This is a genomic window from Thermophagus sp. OGC60D27, assembly GCF_052400625.1.
In the GTDB taxonomy this organism is placed as follows: Bacteria; Bacteroidota; Bacteroidia; order Bacteroidales; family Marinilabiliaceae; genus Thermophagus.
Genome location: NZ_JBQTGH010000003.1, coordinates 311,144 through 330,920 on the forward strand (window position 1 = coordinate 311,144; position 19,777 = coordinate 330,920).

9 protein-coding genes are annotated in these 19,777 nt (G+C 37.5%); all 9 read right to left on the reverse strand.

What is annotated here, in order from left to right; genetic code table 11:
• Window positions 1–239 precede the first annotated feature (239 nt).
• On the reverse strand, window positions 240–3,380 hold the full coding sequence (locus tag ACT29H_RS05630; protein WP_444820631.1) for a glycoside hydrolase family 2 TIM barrel-domain containing protein: 3,141 nt from the start codon (window positions 3,378–3,380) through the stop codon (window positions 240–242).
• A gap of 581 nt (window positions 3,381–3,961) precedes the next feature.
• Window positions 3,962–4,303 carry an SdrD B-like domain-containing protein gene (locus ACT29H_RS05635; protein ID WP_444820632.1) on the reverse strand — a complete coding sequence of 114 codons (342 nt, stop codon included), beginning with the start codon at window positions 4,301–4,303 and terminating at the stop codon, window positions 3,962–3,964.
• A 27-nt stretch (window positions 4,304–4,330) separates the two neighbouring features.
• A complete protein-coding gene (locus ACT29H_RS05640) occupies window positions 4,331–6,253 on the reverse strand; it encodes a SusD/RagB family nutrient-binding outer membrane lipoprotein (RefSeq protein WP_444820633.1) in 1,923 nt (640 codons plus the stop codon).
• 90 nt (window positions 6,254–6,343) lie between these two features.
• Window positions 6,344–9,751 carry a SusC/RagA family TonB-linked outer membrane protein gene (locus tag ACT29H_RS05645; RefSeq protein ID WP_444820634.1) on the reverse strand — a complete coding sequence of 1,136 codons (3,408 nt, stop codon included), beginning with the start codon at window positions 9,749–9,751 and terminating at the stop codon, window positions 6,344–6,346.
• 657 nt (window positions 9,752–10,408) lie between these two features.
• Window positions 10,409–12,112 carry an alpha-L-fucosidase gene (locus ACT29H_RS05650; RefSeq protein ID WP_444820635.1) on the reverse strand — a complete coding sequence of 568 codons (1,704 nt, stop codon included), beginning with the start codon at window positions 12,110–12,112 and terminating at the stop codon, window positions 10,409–10,411.
• A 233-nt stretch (window positions 12,113–12,345) separates the two neighbouring features.
• On the reverse strand, window positions 12,346–13,494 hold the full coding sequence (locus ACT29H_RS05655) for a carbohydrate-binding family 9-like protein (protein WP_444820636.1): 1,149 nt from the start codon (window positions 13,492–13,494) through the stop codon (window positions 12,346–12,348).
• Window position 13,495: 1 nt separating this feature from the next.
• Window positions 13,496–15,415, reverse strand: a complete 1,920-nt coding sequence (locus ACT29H_RS05660) for a peptide-N-glycosidase F-related protein (RefSeq protein ID WP_444820637.1) — start codon at window positions 15,413–15,415, stop codon at window positions 13,496–13,498.
• Window positions 15,416–15,562: 147 nt separating this feature from the next.
• A complete protein-coding gene (locus tag ACT29H_RS05665) occupies window positions 15,563–17,032 on the reverse strand; it encodes an alpha-L-fucosidase (protein WP_444820638.1) in 1,470 nt (489 codons plus the stop codon).
• Window positions 17,033–17,095: 63 nt separating this feature from the next.
• On the reverse strand, window positions 17,096–19,759 hold the full coding sequence (locus ACT29H_RS05670) for a transglutaminase-like domain-containing protein (RefSeq protein ID WP_444820639.1): 2,664 nt from the start codon (window positions 19,757–19,759) through the stop codon (window positions 17,096–17,098).
• Window positions 19,760–19,777: the final 18 nt, after the last annotated feature.

The following is a 19,777-nucleotide window of genomic DNA, read 5'->3' on the forward strand; positions in this document are numbered from 1 at the left end:
CCTTTTAGATAGCTTTTCGTGCCAATCGATTCCCATCATAAAATATTCAATTTATATCATTATCATTGATTGAATGAAACACGCATCATTGAGTTCTGTATCTGTTTTTTCTCCGAATGTTCGAAAAAAGCAGTAAACCCCAATATCCTACTCATTTCACAAAATTATCAATTCCGGCACATTTCCCTATGCATGTCAACTTCAATAATTCAGCATTTAAAGAAACAATATCTAACCAGTTATTTAGTTGGCGCAATAATAAAACTATAGCTGTAATTATCTCCGGTTAATCTGTACTTTTCATGAGGCAAAGCTCCCCAACTATTGTCTCCTCCCACTCCACGTTGAGCCAAATCCACATATAAGAAAATATCCTCTCTGGGATAAATATCAATTGTATGTCGCTGTTTCTTTTCGATTCCTGGATCAAAAACGACATTAGGCATATGTAAAGCAGTAATGCTTAATGGCTGAATTCCTTCGATCTTCAAGCCAAAACCTTCCTCATTAGTAAGAGTTAACCACCGAACATCCGTTTTGTTACCATTCTCCTGAGGCCGAAGATAAGGGAAATATTGATCCCTCACTTTCCCCTTATAAACCCCCAGATGAGCGCTACTTTTACGGTCGGCATAATTTTCCCATGGTCCTCGGCCATACCAAGTAAAGAAATCATAACCCAATGGAACCACCATTTCCATTCCAAATCTTGGCATTTCAGGTAACCCTTCTTTTCCTGCCTTCCACGAAACATCAACTCTCACCATGCCATCCGGCGAAATAGTATAAATAGTTCGATAATCGGAATCCACATCCTTTAAATAAAATAGAACATCCATTATGACCGTTGATTCACTCTTATCAATACGAACATCCTTAACCACTTTATTCCTACCTGCAAGTCGCCAAACATTAGAGTTTTTCGGCATGTTATTTCCAAAATCGTTATCTGTAGGAGCCCTCCAAAAATTAGGCTGTGGAGACCTCTTTATCAAACTTTTTCCTTGTACAGCATAGTCAACCAGCAGACCACTGCGTTTATTAAAACGAATTAAATAATCTTTTCCTTTAATGATTAAAAATTGGTTGTCTTCTTTGACATCAAAAGTGGCCTTACCGACATTCCCGGTCGTCCTTTCAAACCAAGCATTCGGGTTGATTTGAAACTGTTCACGTGCCACTTCATGCCCAATAGGAATCAAAGGAAATTCCTTTGCAGAATATGCACTAATATTTAAAAGATATTCCTTCCCTGATTCAGCATCAATTTTGCCTAACGGTAAGGTTATTTCTTTCCTTTCGCCGGGCATAGCAGAAATCTCGAATTCCCCATTTTCAATTCTAATTCCATTTTCAAGCAATTCCCACTTAAAAATAAAATCATCAAGAGGAGTAAAGGAAAAACCATTTTTTAACACAATCCTACCATTTTCCGGAGCTTTAGAAATGAAGTGGATATTTTGATAAACCTTTTTTACCTCCATTAATGCCGGATGGGGCGTACGATCAGGATTCACTAATCCATTAAGGCAAAAATTGCCATCATTATGCAAATGACCACTTCCCAAATCGCCTCCATAACCATAAAAAACACGACCCTCGCCATCTTTTGTCAGCAACCCCTGATCAACCCAATCCCAAATAAATCCACCCTGCATATTCGGTGAGCTATATATTATATCCCAATACTCTTTAAAGTTTCCATTGCTGTTTCCCATAGCATGTGAATATTCGCACATAATATAAGGCCTGTTGACATCTTTACGCACAGCATATTCTTTCATATGCCTCAAGGAAGGATACATAGGACAAACGATATCTGTATTTTCCTTCTGGCCTGCTTGTTCAAACTGAACTAAACGAGTATTGTCCCGTTTTTTAATCCAATCATAGGCTTTAAAAAAAACGGGGCCGTTACCACATTCATTACCCATACTCCAAATGATCACGGATGGATGATTTTTATCCCTTTCCACCAATCTTTTAATGCGGTCCAAATGAGCGGCTTCCCACTGTGGAAGGTAAGCCGGATGACGCTCTCGATTAAACCATGCCTGATGCTCAGCACCCATTCCATGGGTTTCAATATTTGCTTCATCCACCAAATACATACCATATTGATCACAAAGCTCATAAAGATCCGTAGAATGCGGATAATGGCTAGTCCGAATAGCATTGATATTATGCTGTTTCATGACTTGAAGATCCTTTATTAATGTCTCTCTTGGAACATAATGTCCGAATAAGGGATGGTGTTCATGAAGATTAACCCCTTTTACCATGATCCGTTTTCCATTGATCATCAACTGGCCATCTTTTAGTTCAACCGTTCTGAAACCGGTCTTTGTGCTGGTCACTTCAATGATCTGCCCATTACTGTCTTTAAGCGAAATCACAACCGAATAAAGATAAGGGTTCTCAGCACTCCATAATTTCGGTCTTTTTATATCTCCTGAAATGGCAACATCAATTTCCTTATTACCTGTAATTCTAGCATCTTCCGTAGTTTCAAAAATTTTTTGTCCTTCGTAATCCAACAATTTCACTTCTACCGATCCATTAAAAGTTTTTCCGAGGTAATTTCTCAACTTAACCGAAACATTTAATTTACCGTCGGTATATTGATTATCAAGTCCAGCTTTGACAAAAAAGTCGGCAATATGATATTGAGCCGGTGCATATAAATAGACATCTCTTTCAATACCACTCAGCCGCCAAAAATCCTGATCTTCCAAATAACTCCCGTCAGTCCACCGATATACTTCAATGGCCAACACATTCTCCCCAGTCCGAACATAAGAAGTTATATCAAACTCAACAGGCGATTTGCTAACCTGGCTGTATCCAACTTTTTGTCCATTCACCCATACAAACATACCTGAAGTCCCGGCCTCAAAATGCAAAACAACTCTCCGGTTTTTCCAGGATGGTGGTATTGTAAAATTCCGCCTATAAGAACCCACCGGGTTATCTATAGAAGGGATATGTGGCGGATCAGCTGGAAATGGATATCGAATATTGGTATAAATGGGGATTCCGTAACCTTCCAATTCCCAATTTGCAGGTACAGATAGATTCCCCCAATGCTCAACACTGTAACTTTCTTGAAAGAATTCTTTCGGCCTCTGCAAAGGATTAGGGGACCAATGAAACTTCCATATGCCATTCAAAAGCTTAAAATAGGGAGAATTTTCATATTTATTTTCAATTGCTAAATCTTCAGATGGATACACCATACCAGTTGCGCGAGGTGTTGCCTTATTAATCGAAAAAATCCCGGGATCCACAATTTCCAGAGGAACTTGCCCGAATACAGACATGATTCCGAACAGTGGCAAACAATAAAAAACAAATAATAACAAAATCTTTTCTTTATTCATCTTTTAATCCTAATTGGTTTAACAGGAATTAACTTGCCGAAAATAATTTTTAATAACGGGGTTAATTATTAAAAATTCTGCAATTACTATTAATTTTTCAACTCTCCAGTGCAAACGCCGCCAAAAAAGGGAGGTATAACATATGGCCTTTCTCATGCCTTCTTTTTCATTATTCCCATTTCTGTCTCTTTTACTAATAATATGGGCACCAGATTCAAGCTTCAGAATTTAAAGTACAATAAATTCATTGCATTTATTTTCACCCTATTTCCTGTACGGAATAGCCGTTCATACGTACTTTTTGCGCCTCATTCCAATATACAGATCCGGCACATCAAGCCTGTTTTAAAGTTCAACCAGGGAATAACAGTTTGTGGGGAAACTAAATTTTTATTGGTTCAAAAACTTTCGTATTGGACTGAAAATTCCTCTTGGGTGGGATCTTTTATATTTCTTGCAAGTTGGAGTATAAAAGAAAAAGGGTTGTCCATTCCTAATTGAACAACCCTCTTCTAAATTAAAACATTGAGAGAAAAGCAATAATTATAATTTTATTGCATACTCTCCAACTCAGCAAAAACCTATTCTTCTCTTAAAATAAGCGTCAATGTAACCTCTTTAGAGATTTCATCACTCACATAAACAATCTGAGGTGTCCCCCCAGTATCATAAGTTTTTCCATCAACGGTTACTGTAGCTCCGATATAATAATTTCCACTTTTCAATCCAGAGAAAACAAACTTCCCATTAGAATCAGTAGTGGTAGTTTCTATTATCTCAGCATCCATGTTATAAAGCTTTACAGTAATCTCAGAAAGAATGTCACCGTCATTTGCACTCGCAAATCCAACAATTCTTCCTTCATCTGCTTCACAGCCTAACAATGAAACCAGTAAAAAACCGAGAAAAATTATCTTCTTCATAATATTATCCATTTATGTTCAGTATTTTTATTCTAAAACATTTCTCCACTTCGTACTCCGTCCTGTTAACCACACAGGAATATCAGGATCATTATGAGCACTTATAATGGCCCAATTTTCAGGATCAGATGCCTGAATGCCCCCAGGATAGGTCATTCGCTCTTTCCATTTAAACACCTCATATGTACCTGAAGGATTATACCCCAGATATTTAATCAACCTTCGTGCAGCAGTATAGGGAGTCTCAAAATTCAAGAAATTATAGTGCAAATGCAGTTGATCAAATATTGCTTTCACTTTTTCTTGTTCTGACATCGAATCAAATTCTTGAGCTTTCTTTTCAGCATACATTCCTGCATCATACATAGTGCTCACTTTATCCCTTTCAATCCTTGAATCATCCATATTGGAAGGGAATGAAGGGGTAGAAGATTTAGAATAATTATTAGAACTATTCAGTTCATACCAATATTGACAAGAAAGTTCAATAGCTCTTTTATAATGATCTCTGGCAGAACCCCCAACAGTACCAAATCCCCTAACAGCAGCCTCAGCTAATAGCAGTTCTACTTCAACAGCATGAATGGTGGGATATCTTAAATCAAAATTGTATTGAGGAACTACATTGTACTCTGAAATCAAATTATCATCAGTTCCAATAGTCCAATTAATATCTTGATACTTACTGGCTCTCTCACGCATGGCAGAAAGCAAAAATGGCTCTCTCTTGGACAAATCACCAATAGCTTCATCGCTAAGCCGGATTGTATCCTGTTTATTTTTTCCATAGGCAAAATAATGAACAGAAGGATCAGTAAGGACAGGATCATTAATATAATACCCCCTCATTACTTTACTGTAATAACTATTTGGGTCAGTTCCATCATCCCAAGATGTTTCTGCACCTAAATAACGTCCAAGGATATCTTTAGAAAAAATATAAGCCACGCGCGGGTCAACGATTCCTTCATGAACACCGGTCTCAAAATTATCTCCCTCAAAATAGTATAGAGTTTGGCCATTTAATTCAATACTTTTCTCAATTGGTTTACAGTCCATAACATCTTCAAGAAATTTTTTCGGCGCCCTACATTCATCAGCACGTTCACGAAATGCCCTGGTAATACCTAATTCAACCTGAATTCTGTAAGGTTCAACAATGGCTATATCGGCCAACCCTGCAACGTCATTATATTCGGAAAGAAGAGGCTTTCCTGACAAATCTGAAATTACACTACTGGTTAACTCCGGTAACCTTTCACTAACATTCATTGCACAACGCAATCGCAGTGAGTTAATATACTTACGCCATTTATAAATATCACCATTAAAAATCACATCCTGATTACTAAAAGTAGCTTGTTCCCCATCCGTCAGAGAAAGATCTTCAAGAAAATCATCGATTTCTTTTAACTCCTCAATAAGCTTTGGATAAATCTCTTCCTGCCCAAGATAAACTGCCTTATCACCATCCAGTCCTCCGGCTGATCCGGTTTCAATATAAGGAACCTTATCATAAAGATCTGTAGCTCTTTGATATGCATAAGCTTTAAGTCCCCTCAACAAATACATAAATAAATTATCTAAAGTTGACCTTGAACTTTCAGGCATAAGATTATATTCACGCTGAGCCCATAGAATCTGCTTAATCCAGTCATTATTTACTTTATCAAAGACGGTATTATTAAAACCAGCTGTACCCCAGTCATGTTCCACATCTTTCAAATCATAAGACACGCCATAATCAACCGTTGTATAATACAACTGAACACCTGTTCCTGTAATTTTGGCTCCACTTCTCATTTGGTGATAAGCTGCACCATATTCTCCCCGCAAGAAAAATCCTCGTGTCAATTGAGAAGTAAAAAATCCTGCGATCACACTAACACCTCCAGTTTTGTCAGCTTGCTCTTTAGAAAAGCCATCAGGATCCTGATATAATTCCTCCAACTTATCCTGGCAAGAAATCCCGGAAAACAGTATAAAGAAAGACAGCACCGAGTTAAATATTATCTTTTTCATAAGAAAATCATTTACAAATTACAACTTTATTTTTACAGAAAATCCAAAGGACCGTTGCATTGGCAACGCAGTACTTCCATAAGAGCTATTTCCCCAACCTGTCCCATTAGAAGATTCCGGTATCGAATTGGGGGCAGCTTTATAAAGATAGGCAAGGTTATTCCCGAAAATTGAAAATGTAAGTTCTTTAAGCATCACCCGCTCTGCAATATGTCTGGGGAAAGTATAGTCAAGGGCCACATTTCTCAAGGCGATATAATCACTTTTAAAGATACGATCTTCAGGAAAAAAACCATTTGAAAAATAAGAATTGTAATAATAATCTTCTGCCGAAACAACCTTATCATTTGGCGTACCATCAGCATAAACACCATCTAGCAAAACACCATCATAATAAGTCTCACCACCAGAAGGAGCAACCCCCTTGACCTTTTGTCCATCAACCAAGTGATAAGCAATACCCCCATGTTCGGCATCCCTGTATTTGAGTGTCTCTTCCAACACACCTGCTGCCATCATATAAGTCTCATTTTCTGAAATAAAGATGGCCCCAAATGAATAATCAAAATTGGCTAACAGACGGAGATTTTTGTATTTAAATGAACTAAAAACACCACCGGTTATATCAGGTAATAATTTGCCAACCATTTTACTACTTTCAGAGGAATATTTATACATCGAACCATCATCAGAAACAATGCGTTTTCCATTATTCGGATTATCAGGATCGGAAGGATCAATAAAATTTTGCCAGCCAGTCTGCTGATAAACTAAACCATACTCACCACCAACCTCGGCAACAGCATTTAAACCAGTACCTTCAGTACTCCATAGCGTTAACGAAGTTAACTCTCCATCCAGCCTTTCAACTTTTGTTTTACTACCGGCAAACGTAAAATCTAATCCCCATTGAAAATCGTTGGTAAAAATAGGTTTAGTTTTTAATGCTAACTCCCAACCATTATTTGCCACATCACCTGCATTCATACGAATTTTTGAAACACCCATTCCTGGAGGTGCAGTAACGGCCATTATCTGGTCATAAGTATTGGAGGTATAATAAGAAAAATCAACTCCCAACCGCTGATTTGCGAACAAATAGGTTTCAAATCCAAGTTCAAATTCCCGCTTTCTTTCCGGCTTCAAATTTGGTTTCCCATCCTCATCCATAGGTGGCAGAAACTCGGGCGGAGAAAGGATATATCCTGAACCTGATGCTGAAACATCATAACTAACATTACTAAAATATCTTGGTCCAGGTCGACCAACATCAGCCCACGAAGCTCGAAGCTTGGCGAAGTTGACCCAAAATGGCAAATCCAGACTTTCATGCATCAACCATGTTGCGCTAACACCTGGATAAAAATAACTATTGTTATCCTGAGGCAAAATAGAGGACCAATCCTGTCTACCCTGGATCTCTACATAAACCTGATTTTTCCAGGCAACTTGAGCAGAACCTAATAAACTATACAATATATCCTTTTCGTTATTAAAATTGTAGACAGGCTGTTCGCCTGAAGGTAGATTATTAAATGAAAAGAAATTAGGTATTACCATTCCGCCCTCTCTTTTAGCGCCTTTCATTTCATAATAATTATGTCGGATAATACCACCAACAAACCCAGAAAAATTAAAATCAGAAAAGTTAGTATCAAAATTGATCATACCCTGACCATAGGTTTTACGAATAACTCTGGATTCATCAAAATATGATGAACCACTATTCGGGCCAATCAATGAGGGATCCATTAACTTCCCTTTGTAAACATCTCGATCAGTGGTAGCATCCAATCCTCCCATAACAGTTGCACTAAAAATGTCATTTATGCTAACATCAAGAGTAAGAGACTGAATATTGTGAAAACGGTCATAAGTTGATTCATTCTGTTCCTGATCCCAGAAAAAATTAGCAATAGCAGAACGACCGGAAGAGAAAAAGTTAGTCAAATTAGGATTTGCAAAATAATTATAACCTTCGGGAGTTATCAGCTTGCTTCTGATTAAATCTACATTTATATCCGCGCTATAAGCTCCTATTGCTGTTCTTGCCCCCTGAGAATCAAAGGTATTAGCATTTGCAGCATTCTCATTAGAAGTAACATAATAGTTCCCCGAATATTTTAAAGAAATATAATCATTAATCTTATATTGAGCACTTAGGCTAAATGAATTCTTTTCATACTTTCCGGCCGGCAAAACCGGTGTTAAACGCATATTGGTTAAAGATAAACGAATTGAACCATTTTCATTTCCAGAACTAACAGACACATTAGATGTTGATTGCCGCCCTGTTCTGAACATGTCATCATAAATATTATCAGTTTGTGGCACCCATGGACGTTGACTTCCATCCCACCAATTCAATGTAACATTTGGATCGAACTTCGGTCCAAAAGCCTGACCACTGTAATCCAACGTTCTCTGTCCATTTTCATCCAGAAAAAAACCTTGAGCATCGGTTTCCGTGTTGCTAGGACTTCTTCCCGTACCATATTGATTTTGAAGTTCCGGCATAAAAGCGATTTTATCCCAAGAAGTGGTATAAGAAGCGGAGATGCCCAACCCTTTTGATTTGGAACCTGACTTAGTAGTAATTAAAATAACACCATTTGCACCTTCACTACCGTATAATACAGATGCTTTAGCACCTTTTAAAATCTCAAAAGATGCAATATCATTAGGATTAATATCATTAATACCCGTCCCATTGTCTCGATCATTAACGCCATAACCAATCCCAGTATTTTCATCATGAATTGGCACACCATCAACAACAATCAATGGTCTGGTACTGGAATTTTCGTCAAAAGACACTGCGTTTCGAATATTAATCTTCATACCTCCTGCAGGTCCAGAAGCTGTAGAAGCAACCTGAACTCCAGCTGCACTTCCATAAAGCGATTGAAGAGGGTTGGCGGGAGTTCCACTAGCCATAATTCTTTCCCCGTCAACTTTTGATACAGAATATCCCAAAGCTTTGGCCTCTTTTTTTATCCCTAATGCTGTCACAACCACCTCATCTAAACCCAAAGTTTCTTCCACTAAAGTTACATCAATGGTTGAACGTCCTTCAACAGCAATTCTTTGCGTATTGAATCCAATAAAAGAAAAAACAAGTATTCCATCGGCAGGTGCTTCCAAGTTATATTCTCCATCCATATTGGTAATGGTACCACTGCCAGAACCTTCTACAACAATATTCACACCAGGGATGGGTGCACCATTGGTATCCACAATTTTTCCCGAAACCGACACTATCTGATCTTGCTGCTCATCAAGATAACGACTATCGTTACCCTGTCTATCAATAGCATAAGTCGCAGAAAAACTAACAAAAGTCAGAAAAACGACCACTGCCAATTTACGATATTTCCTACTCCATTTTCCCTCATCAATAGGAAAACAACTTTTTAATTGACTCATAGACTTGAAGTTTAATTAAAAATAAAAAATACAATTAACCATCTAAAAATGAACATACTATCACTAAATTAAATTAAATCACATATCTTATTTCAAAAACAAAATATGACATGACATTTTTTAAAATGATTTCTTTATTTAATGTTAAAAGAAAATTAACAATAACGCAAATATACGTTTTTTTATATCTTTTACGCAAACTTTCATTCATTTTTTATAAAAGTATGCAATCTATTTTCAATTAATCTAAGTTTTGCCTGAAAAATATTTACTTAAAAAAACACTCTTTAACACTCGAGAAACAAAAGTAAAAAAATTGCTGCATTATAGGACATGGCAAACAACCCTGTATTTACAGAGGTAGCCAATAAAACTTAACACAATAGAAAATATAAACATTTGACTTGATCATCGGTTCGATACCTATCAGACCGAAATTTGAAATATTCCAAAAAGAAAATTATTACAGACCAACAATCAATTGAATCACATGAAGAAGAATAATCACTTTTACAATTTGCTTGAACAATATTGACTTTAGTTAATCAACTTTAGCCACCCAAACATTATTACCCTAATGCATGGCAAATAAGTATTTTGTTTGTAAGGTTTGGATACTATCAAGGAAACACCTTAAAAATAAAATATTAGAATAACTTAATTACTCTCTATCGCATGTCCCTCTTCAGAATAAAGCGAAATGGGTGCGTCAAGTAAAACAGCAACCACAGTTGATTTTTGATCAATTACATTGTCAGGGACTTCGATATAAACAATTCCCGGCACCTGGCTCCAATAAAGTTTCCCAATTAACTGATGACTCAATTTTGCTCCGTTACCAACCACCCAGATCCGGTTGATATTATTCTTAAGCCCTTTTAAGACCAATGGGCCGTTGGGCTTACCATTAATCAAAAGATACAGTATACGCTTATCTTCAGACAGCATCGAAGGCCCCGCATAGTGAAGATTCGAAATTCCCTCCTGCCATTCTCCAAGCAGAGGCAAATGTTTTTGAACCCACCGATTATCTTTCCCTAAATAGTTAACAAAAGACCACGTCAAAGAAGATTTTGGGGATCTCAATTTCACCTGTTCTGGAAAATCAACGGCTACAACAGTTATAACTGGATCTGTCACTTCAGGCGGAAGCACAAACGACAACTGACCTGAAGATTCATTAAATTCAAATTTAAGTTTGACATTATTGCCCACAATTCGGACGTCCTTAACTTTCGATGCCAGCCCCTTAATCGTCAAGGGCAAATCAGGTTTATAATTAATATAAAGATAGAGAGTTTTACGATCTTTGCTAAGGGCTGTAGGACCAAAGAAATGTCCTGGCCCAATTCCCTTTCTGGTTCCATAGATAGCCTCTACATGCTTGTCAGTCCATCTGGCAAAAGCTTCAAGTATTTTAATTTGGGGCCCAGGGATAGCTCCATTTGCCATAGGTCCAACATCTAATAACAAATTCCCCCCTTTACTGATACAATCCACAAAGGTCCAAAGCAGTTGATAAGGAGTTTTGTAATTATGATCGTTATATTGAAACCCCCAACTATCATTCATTGTCATACATAGTTCCCAATATGGATTCTCCGGAATGCCCACCGGAACTCCCTGTTCAGGGGTACCGTAATCACCATTTCCTTTCAAACGACTGTTGATAATTACGCCATCATTATAGCGGAATAGAGTTTCTCTAAGTTCTTGCGCATGCCATTCATCTGCACTATGCTCCCAATCCCCATCAAACCAGTAAAGATCAGGATTATATCTTTTTGATAGCTCTATAACTTGCTTGAAATAAAAATTTACAAAATCCATCCATCGCTCCTGGTCATTCTCATAGCGTGTTTTATTTCTGGTAACCGCAGGGTAAGCCGGATGCGACCAATCGATAAGGGAATAATAAAGCCCTACTTTCATGTCATTATCGCGTAATGCATCAACAAAAGGTTTTATCAGATCACGACCTGCAGGTGTATCATCAACAACGTTGAGATGGTCCCAATCACCTTTCCAAAGGGCAACACCATCATGATGTTTGGAGGTGAGAACTGCGTATTTTGCTCCCGCTTCTTTAAAAAGTTTCACCCATCGTTCCGCATCATATTGAGAGGCTGTAAACCCATCTAACTGATTCATATAATCATCGTAGGTGATATACCCATTAAAAAATGACCATGATTCATCAATTCCGTTCACGGCATAAATGCCGTAATGCACGAAAATACCAAGCTTAGCATCCTTAAACCATTCCATTCTCTTTGCTTTTTCTTCAGATGATGCCTGCGAAAAAACTTCAGTGATCATCAAAACCAAAATAAATGTAATGGTAATTTTACTTTGGAACATATCTATAGGCTTTTTTACAATAAAATTGATACCCTCATTTTTAGGATCTTAAAAGACTTCCAGCATGTCATCTTTTTCTACCAATTCATTATTCCCTACGGATTCTTAGTACTAAAAAAGGATAAGTTTTTTGGAACTTCATTCATTAATATACTATTCACTTAAATTTTTGGCGGAATAGAAGTCGCATGACGAAGTATTTAAAATAGTTTTTAGGCTGTTTCATATTTGGTCTAATTTGATTCCTCCGACCAAATAAATCCTTCATTATTTATAAACCATGTCCCAAGTTCTGTTTTCATTCTGGCAACATAAGTTCCCCATATTTTTTTAATATCAACCACATAAGGGATATTTTCAGAAACAAATCCTCTATTTACAAGAAGTGATAAATCCTCCGTATATTCGCCAAACTCAGAATAGTACCTTCTCTGTGCTAAATAGATGCTACGTAATACCCATTTAACGTTCTCGACAGGCTTGAATTCAAAATCAACTGTTCCGGCTCCCGCCTGAATATTAGAAAACTGAACAAATCCCCAGGTTTCCGGACGGTGCATATTTACGACTCCTTGAGGCGACCAAACCCAATTTTCTTCAGGCAATGTTTTTCCAGTTTCGGCATTAGTGCGCTTAACATACTCACCTTCTACAATATCTGTATGCCATTGTACACGACTAAAATTAATTCGCCACTGATCTCCATCAACCGGTTTCCGAGAGTTGCTAATATCAGACAGTGCATCAAATGGAATAGCTAATTCAACACACCAACACTTGTCAATATCGGAAGGATTATTCAAGGTTCCATCAACAAATACAGCGGTTCGAATCCCCTTTGTATCAAATCCGTTAACGGCAGGTCCTCCATCTCGGTATGGCTTCACCAACAATAAATCCCAAATTGTATTAAGTGCATTTATCTCTAACTCATAATACAAGTGAGTATCTCCATTAGGATCAATAAAAACCTCAAAATCATTATCGTGAAAAATCACAGCGTCTCTTTGCGTTATTTTTCCTTGAATGTGAGGTTCTTCAAGGATGGCAGCCACATACAAATAGCGGTCATCCCATAACATTTTTACTTTGGTTTCAAATTGTGGAGAAGGGAAATCTCCGCCCCTGATATCCTGAAAAGGTTCGGTCCAAGGCACCAACAACCATGACTCTTCATTAAAGATTCCATCAATAACAAGAGGAGATCTTACCTTATAACATACATAATTTCGAGGATTAAACAAAGGCATACCATTGTCTCTATGCCCAGATGTTTCCTTTCCCTCGACACCATCAAAAAACTTACAACCTTGAAGACCGAAAACGAAAACAAACATTAATCCGGCCCAAACCACCTTTTTTGAAATCCTAATATTCAACACCTTAATCACGATTAATCCGATCTTTATGAACTAATTTATCATCAACATATATTTCTACCACATACCTTCCTTTGGAAAGGTATCCAATATAGTACTCAAATGTACCTTTTTTGAATTGTTTATATTCATGCACTTCAACAGGGTCTCCATCAGCCATAAACTGAACTCGTAATTTCCCTGTTTTATCAAGAAAAGCATCCAACTCAAGTTTATTTTTCGTGCGTCTTGGATAAATAAAAAAAGCGTTTTGCGAAACCGTAGAATCAGGAACGGCCCCTTCGACAGCCTCAAAAGCTAAAAATTGACCATTTCCGCAATCACTTAAAAAATGATGTAGAATATTACCTTCCAAATCATGAAAACGTAAATATCCATATCCATGTTCCGGCTCTGCCCAAAATTCCAAGCCATTTCCCCCTTTGTCCAAAAGTTCAAACTCATAGATTCCCGGCTCTAAATGTAACGTATCTGCATAAAGAGTATCTGAAAGACACTGATCTGGGCGACGATGATATACGGTATCTAATTTTTCGTTTATAAGAAATAGAAGGTTCTCCTCTGGTCTATTATTGGTTTTATAATTAACTACAATATCAAGTGGGAGCTTTTTCGGAGAACTGAAAATGGCGGACATGGAATTGTCGTACCTCCATTGATCTTTTTTCCCATTTGGTTGCAATAAATATACTTCAAACAAGTTATTTCCATCCTCAAAGTCCACGGGGCCGGGAAGAGTAACCGTTTCCTCTTCATAAAAGCCTAATGATCCTTCCCATTGATAGGTTTTGCTCTTAAATCCCTTTGTACCATACTTGATTTTAAGCTTCCTTAAAGGTTGACTGCCCACATTTTTTATCTTAATAACGGGGTTAAAGACAGCCGGATTGCGTCGGCCATAGTTTTGCTTATTGGTGGGAACTTCAATATCTTCAATAATCACATCATTTTGATGATTGGGAGCAGCATATTGAATTAAGTAGGCCGTAACAACTTCCTTACCTTCTACCTCTCCAACCGAATCAATGTAAGGCATCATGTCAATATCAATAGTATTCTCTTTTGATACAGCCTTCACATCATAGACATCAGGTTTTTGTAAATCGCCTGGACACCAATGGCCTCGATCATAAATCCAAGTACCTCCCTGAGGATACAACGGATTCCGTCCACAATCTTTCCACAAATCTCTTTTATCAATAACTTCGCCATTGAAAATAATTTTTCTCCATCTAGTACAGAATTCGCTACAATAATCTGGACGCCCAAACCCATGTCCTGTATGTTGAATCCTTATACGTCCAAAATCAGCATTGCCGGCAAAGGTTACAGAAACAGGTTTAAGATAGTTTTCAATTGGATCCTTTTCATTTCCATAAGGAAAAGATCCCTTATATAGTTCTTCGATAGATATGGGATCAGCAATTACCGGTCCGGTAAGAATTTCAAAATTTACAGTTAGTGACCACCCTAACTTTTCGGGTTCATATCCCGTATGTACATATTCTATCTCAACACTATCACGAAGCAGCATGGAAAAATCAGTGACATCAATCTCCCATGTAAAAGACCAATCCTTTGTAAAACTACTGCCGTATGGAGTAATTAAGCGTCCCAACTCAATATTTTCAGAAACACCCGACTTACCACCAACTCTTCTAAGATTGATAAAATCCAAATAATCCCAGTGAGCTATTGATGCAGAATCGGGATGTCCAAGAGTGACTTGCATTTTAATTCGGCGAATGTTTTTATTTTGTTCAGGAAATTTTCCCCACCCTAAAAAAGAATTTGTACCCTCTTTAACATTTGTGTGAATAAACACATGGTCATGTGTGGTAATATTTATTGTATCCTGAGACAGAGCCTTGATAGGGTAAAGAACAACTGTAAGAAGCAACAAAAAAAGAAGGAAATTTTTCATATGAATAATTTTTAAAACCTTGTTTATCAATACTTACAAATAACAGAACAAATATCACAAAGACTTGATCACAAAACAGTTTTATCAGTTTAAAACGCTAAAAAATCAAATCATTTTGATGCTAAAGCAATATAAATAAAACCTCTTCTATTTTAATTTTGAAACCTTAAATACCCAGGCATATTTTGAGGGTGGATTATTTCTCAACTTTGCTGGTATATTCACTTCAAATCCATTATTGACAGGTATCCATTTGAGCGGAAAATCAAACCCGAGCAATGTCACCGAGGCACCAGAAACTGGTTGGTGAGCTTTGATATGTACTTTCCGCGGCATCTTACCACTTTTCTCTTTGTCCATATAAATAAAATATGCATGACCTTCTTTTTGCGTCATCCCAATATTATCTTCTTTGAAGGGTTCAAGAGGACGCGTCCCATAAATAGCTTCCTGATTGACCTTCATCCACGAACCGATCTTTTCAAGCAACTCATATGCCCCCTTTTGCCAGTCACCATTGGGTCCCGGTGCTACATTAAGTAACAAATTTCCACCCTTAACAACAACATCAATCAACAGATGAACAGCCTCGTCACCCGTCATATAAGTCGCATCCGGAGTATATGACCAACCTCCTCCGGAAATAATACATGATTCCCAAGGATAGGGTAAAGACTTCTCCGGCACTCTGTTTTCAGGTGTTAGGTAATTTTGATTTTTACCATAAACAGCCCGGTCAACAACAATCAAGCCCGGTTGTTCTGCACGAACTTTTTGAACCAACTCATCCATTCGGATGTCCTGATTAATAACTTGTGCTTTTAAAAAACCGGTTTGAGATCTTTTCAACTTTTCTTCATATGCCCGTCGAATCATTTCTGGTGATTTTTTGGCAACCCATCCACCATCCAACCAAAGAATATCCACATGACCATAATCGGTCATCAATTCCATGATCTGATTATGAGTAAACTGCACAAAAGATTCCCATTTTTCAGGATAGGCTTCCGGATCATAATTAACATTTCGATCGGGGGTGGCAAAATTTGGCCACCAGTAATTTTCGTTGTGCCAGTCTGGTTTGGAAAAATAAGCACCCACCCAGAAGTCTTTTGCCCGAAATGCATCAAATATTTCTCGGGTTATATTCGCACGGGGATTAGTATGAAACGGACAATCTTTCGAGGTAACCTTATAGTCGGTATATTTAGAATCAAACATACAAAATCCATCATGATGTTTGGTTGTGAAAACAACATATCTCATCCCTGCATTTTTTGCTGCTATGGCCCATTTATCCGGATTGAATTCTACAGGGTTAAAAGTGCGTTTTAAATTTTCATATTCCTTTTTATAAGCTTCATAATCTTCATAAGGCCTTCGACACCATCCCTCATCCTCGGCACAAATACTCCATGACTCAACTATTCCCCATTGACTATAAGCCCCCCAATGCATTAGAAGACCAAACTTTAAATCCTGCCATTGGTTTAACTTCCTTAGTACAAGAGAATCCGTCTCGGGAACATATCGTTCATCTTCATATATAGCCTGCCCCATGCAGGTAAATGCCCCCAACATTATAAAAATTAAGAAAATAATAACGCCTCGGTTCATAACTTAAGAATTAAAAAAGGTGGCTCAACAATTATTCATATTATAAGTAAATCCAATGATTATTTAAGGCACGATACAACCTTCAATCACTTTTCCAAGCACTTCATCGCCAATACCGATACGGTATCCGGTTGATTCGTAAATAACCCTTTGTTCAGAATTCAAGACAAGCACCAATGGCATATTATAGTTTGGCTCTCCGCCTCTTTTTTTCTGATAATCTTTAAAAAGAAATGCTGAATGATCAATCAAGAAAATGGAGCGAGACGGAAGACCTTGATACTCTGTCAAGCTAAAACTCTTTGATAATTTTTCAGAATTCAATAACAAAGCAATATTCCCTTTCCAGTTATTAAAATTACTTCTTAACCGGATTAAATCATTGAGCAAATGCTTTGAAGGTTCAAGAGAGAGATCCAGCCAAATGATAACCATTCCATTTTCTCCGACCAGTTCTTCTAACATTATTTCCTGTTTGTTAAGAAAATCCTGAACGGGTGTATTTAAATTCATTTCAAAATTTACCACATCTTTTTTTGTTTCTTGAAGTTCCGGAATGATTACACTAATAGCCAACTGTTTTCCTGACAAAACTTGAAAATACTGCACTCTAGTCCTAACCGAACCATCAGAAAGTCTTCGAACGGTAGTCAATGAATATACCCCTTCATCCAAATCCAACTTAACTGGGAATTTTTCAAATAAATTGCTATTGCTATAATCCAATGTCACAAACTCTTTCCCAGTAAATTTTGCCAATGTAAAATCCTTAAAATAGCCTGGAGGAATCACTGTTTTAGAGCCACTATCAAATTTAAGTTCAAGGATTCCTTTAGGGGAATTGCCAACAGTCCCTTTTTCGAAATTAATATCTACCCATTCCCCTTCTTGATAAATCTGAGGTTGATTTCTTACTGCATCTATACGCGCCGCTAAACCAAAACTGCGGGCCACAGAAATAAAAAATATATTGAGTGAATTTTTATCTGCAACCTTCATTTCTAAAACTCCAATAGGCATTTGTGGAACACCCCAAGGATTAGCCTTGCTTCTTATAGTTATACTGTCTTTCCCCCAATCAAGTAAATAGCGAATGTCCCTTCGCACTTCCTCCTGAAAGCTAGGTGTAAAATGCTTTTGAAACTGCCCTTTATATTCTGATATTAACTCATTTCCGACTCTCGGGTTCAAAACGTAATTCACATAAAATTCCCAACCATATTTTTGCGGATTATCTGAATTATCAAAATGATCTTTCAAAACCCTCAAAGGAGTATCTCTTCTGTCTTTTGGAGAAATAACAGAAAGTAAGGCAATGGCCTTTGCGGGATCTTTAGGTGCAGCGTAGTCTAAAAATTGCTTTATAGTTTTCCAATTGCCTCTACTTTGCTTAAATAACAACAAAATTTTTTCCCTATCAAGGTTATATTTCATCGCGGTTGCAGTAGCAGCTACAGAATCAATAAATGTTTGTTCGTAAGCGGCCCTAATTGAATCCTCCGAATGTAACCGCTTTATGTGATTTGTACGATCAATGTTGCTATGATCAGGCGTCACCGATGGTGGTGGTGCATGAAATAAATAACTATGTACACTTCCGTCTTTAGGCAATGATCCCAAAAAAAGAACTAACGTATCCCTATCTGCCACTTCCGATTTTTTCCAGGCAAATTGGCCCTCATATCGGGACCAAACCAACAAATCTCCATTACCTGTCATCAAATTACAAACACCCTCATCATTTGTAATAACAGTGGCCAAAGGGTATAATTCGGCATAATTGGGATATTTAAATTGAACGTTGGCCCCTTTCACCGGAATCCCACCCTCATCCAAGACTTTCACAATTATATTCCTTACTGGTGCATATCTATTAAGTACATTAATTTCAGTAAAGTAATGGCTAACTGAATTAATCTTCTCCATAGTAGGGATATGTCCATAGGCCTTGTGATGCAACAACATGGCTCTAGTGGCCGGGCCTTCAAACCATCCCATATCAAGTTCCGGTTCTGGTTCACAAGCCCCCATATAATACCACTGACCATCTACCCAAACTTCCACCCATGCATGATTGTCATCAGTATGCGCCCAACGTGGTGTATATATTTGTCGGGCCGGTATCCCAACCGCTCTCAATGCCGAGACGGTTAATGTTGACTGCTCCCCACACCGTCCAAATGCAGTTTTAATGGTATTCATTGGAGAACTTGTACGATATCCATCTGTTGATTGATAGGTAACCCGTTCATGACACCAATGATTTATCTCCAAGGCAGCTTCACGCATGCTCAGGCCAATTAGCCTCTCTTTCAAATCTTCAAAAAACACCTTTCTGGCGGTGTCAAGATATTCATTATTTACTCGACATGGTAAAACATAGTGAAGAAAAAGATCAGAGGGAACCCTTTTCCCCCACTTGAAATAATCTCTAGCCCTTAAGGAATATCTAACCTGTTCAAGGAAAAAATGTCCATCGTAATTGGAAAGATCGGATAAAGGCATATAAGCGAACAAAAAACTTAATGCCTGTTCTTCTCGTGATGTTAACTTTTCATCAAAGACAGAAAAAAGCTGTTCAAATCTTCCGGAAGCAAGTTTCTGTTGTTCTTCCAGATTTTCCATAACAGTTTTATGTATTTTCTCACTCCTGAAAATTGTATCTTTTTTTTCACAAGAAAACAGAAATCCAGAAAGAACTACCAATATTATTAAATATTTCACCATTTTCCGACAATTTTACAG

Coding starts and splice junctions, on each gene's coding strand:
- ACT29H_RS05660 (WP_444820637.1), bottom strand. CDS start 15,415: ATGAAAAATTTCCTTCTTTTTTTGTTGCTTCTTACAGTTGTTCTTTAC.
- ACT29H_RS05630 (WP_444820631.1), bottom strand. CDS start 3,380: ATGAATAAAGAAAAGATTTTGTTATTATTTGTTTTTTATTGTTTGCCA.
- ACT29H_RS05665 (WP_444820638.1), bottom strand. CDS start 17,032: ATGAACCGAGGCGTTATTATTTTCTTAATTTTTATAATGTTGGGGGCA.
- ACT29H_RS05670 (WP_444820639.1), bottom strand. CDS start 19,759: ATGGTGAAATATTTAATAATATTGGTAGTTCTTTCTGGATTTCTGTTT.
- ACT29H_RS05650 (WP_444820635.1), bottom strand. CDS start 12,112: ATGTTCCAAAGTAAAATTACCATTACATTTATTTTGGTTTTGATGATC.
- ACT29H_RS05645 (WP_444820634.1), bottom strand. CDS start 9,751: ATGAGTCAATTAAAAAGTTGTTTTCCTATTGATGAGGGAAAATGGAGT.
- ACT29H_RS05635 (WP_444820632.1), bottom strand. CDS start 4,303: ATGAAGAAGATAATTTTTCTCGGTTTTTTACTGGTTTCATTGTTAGGC.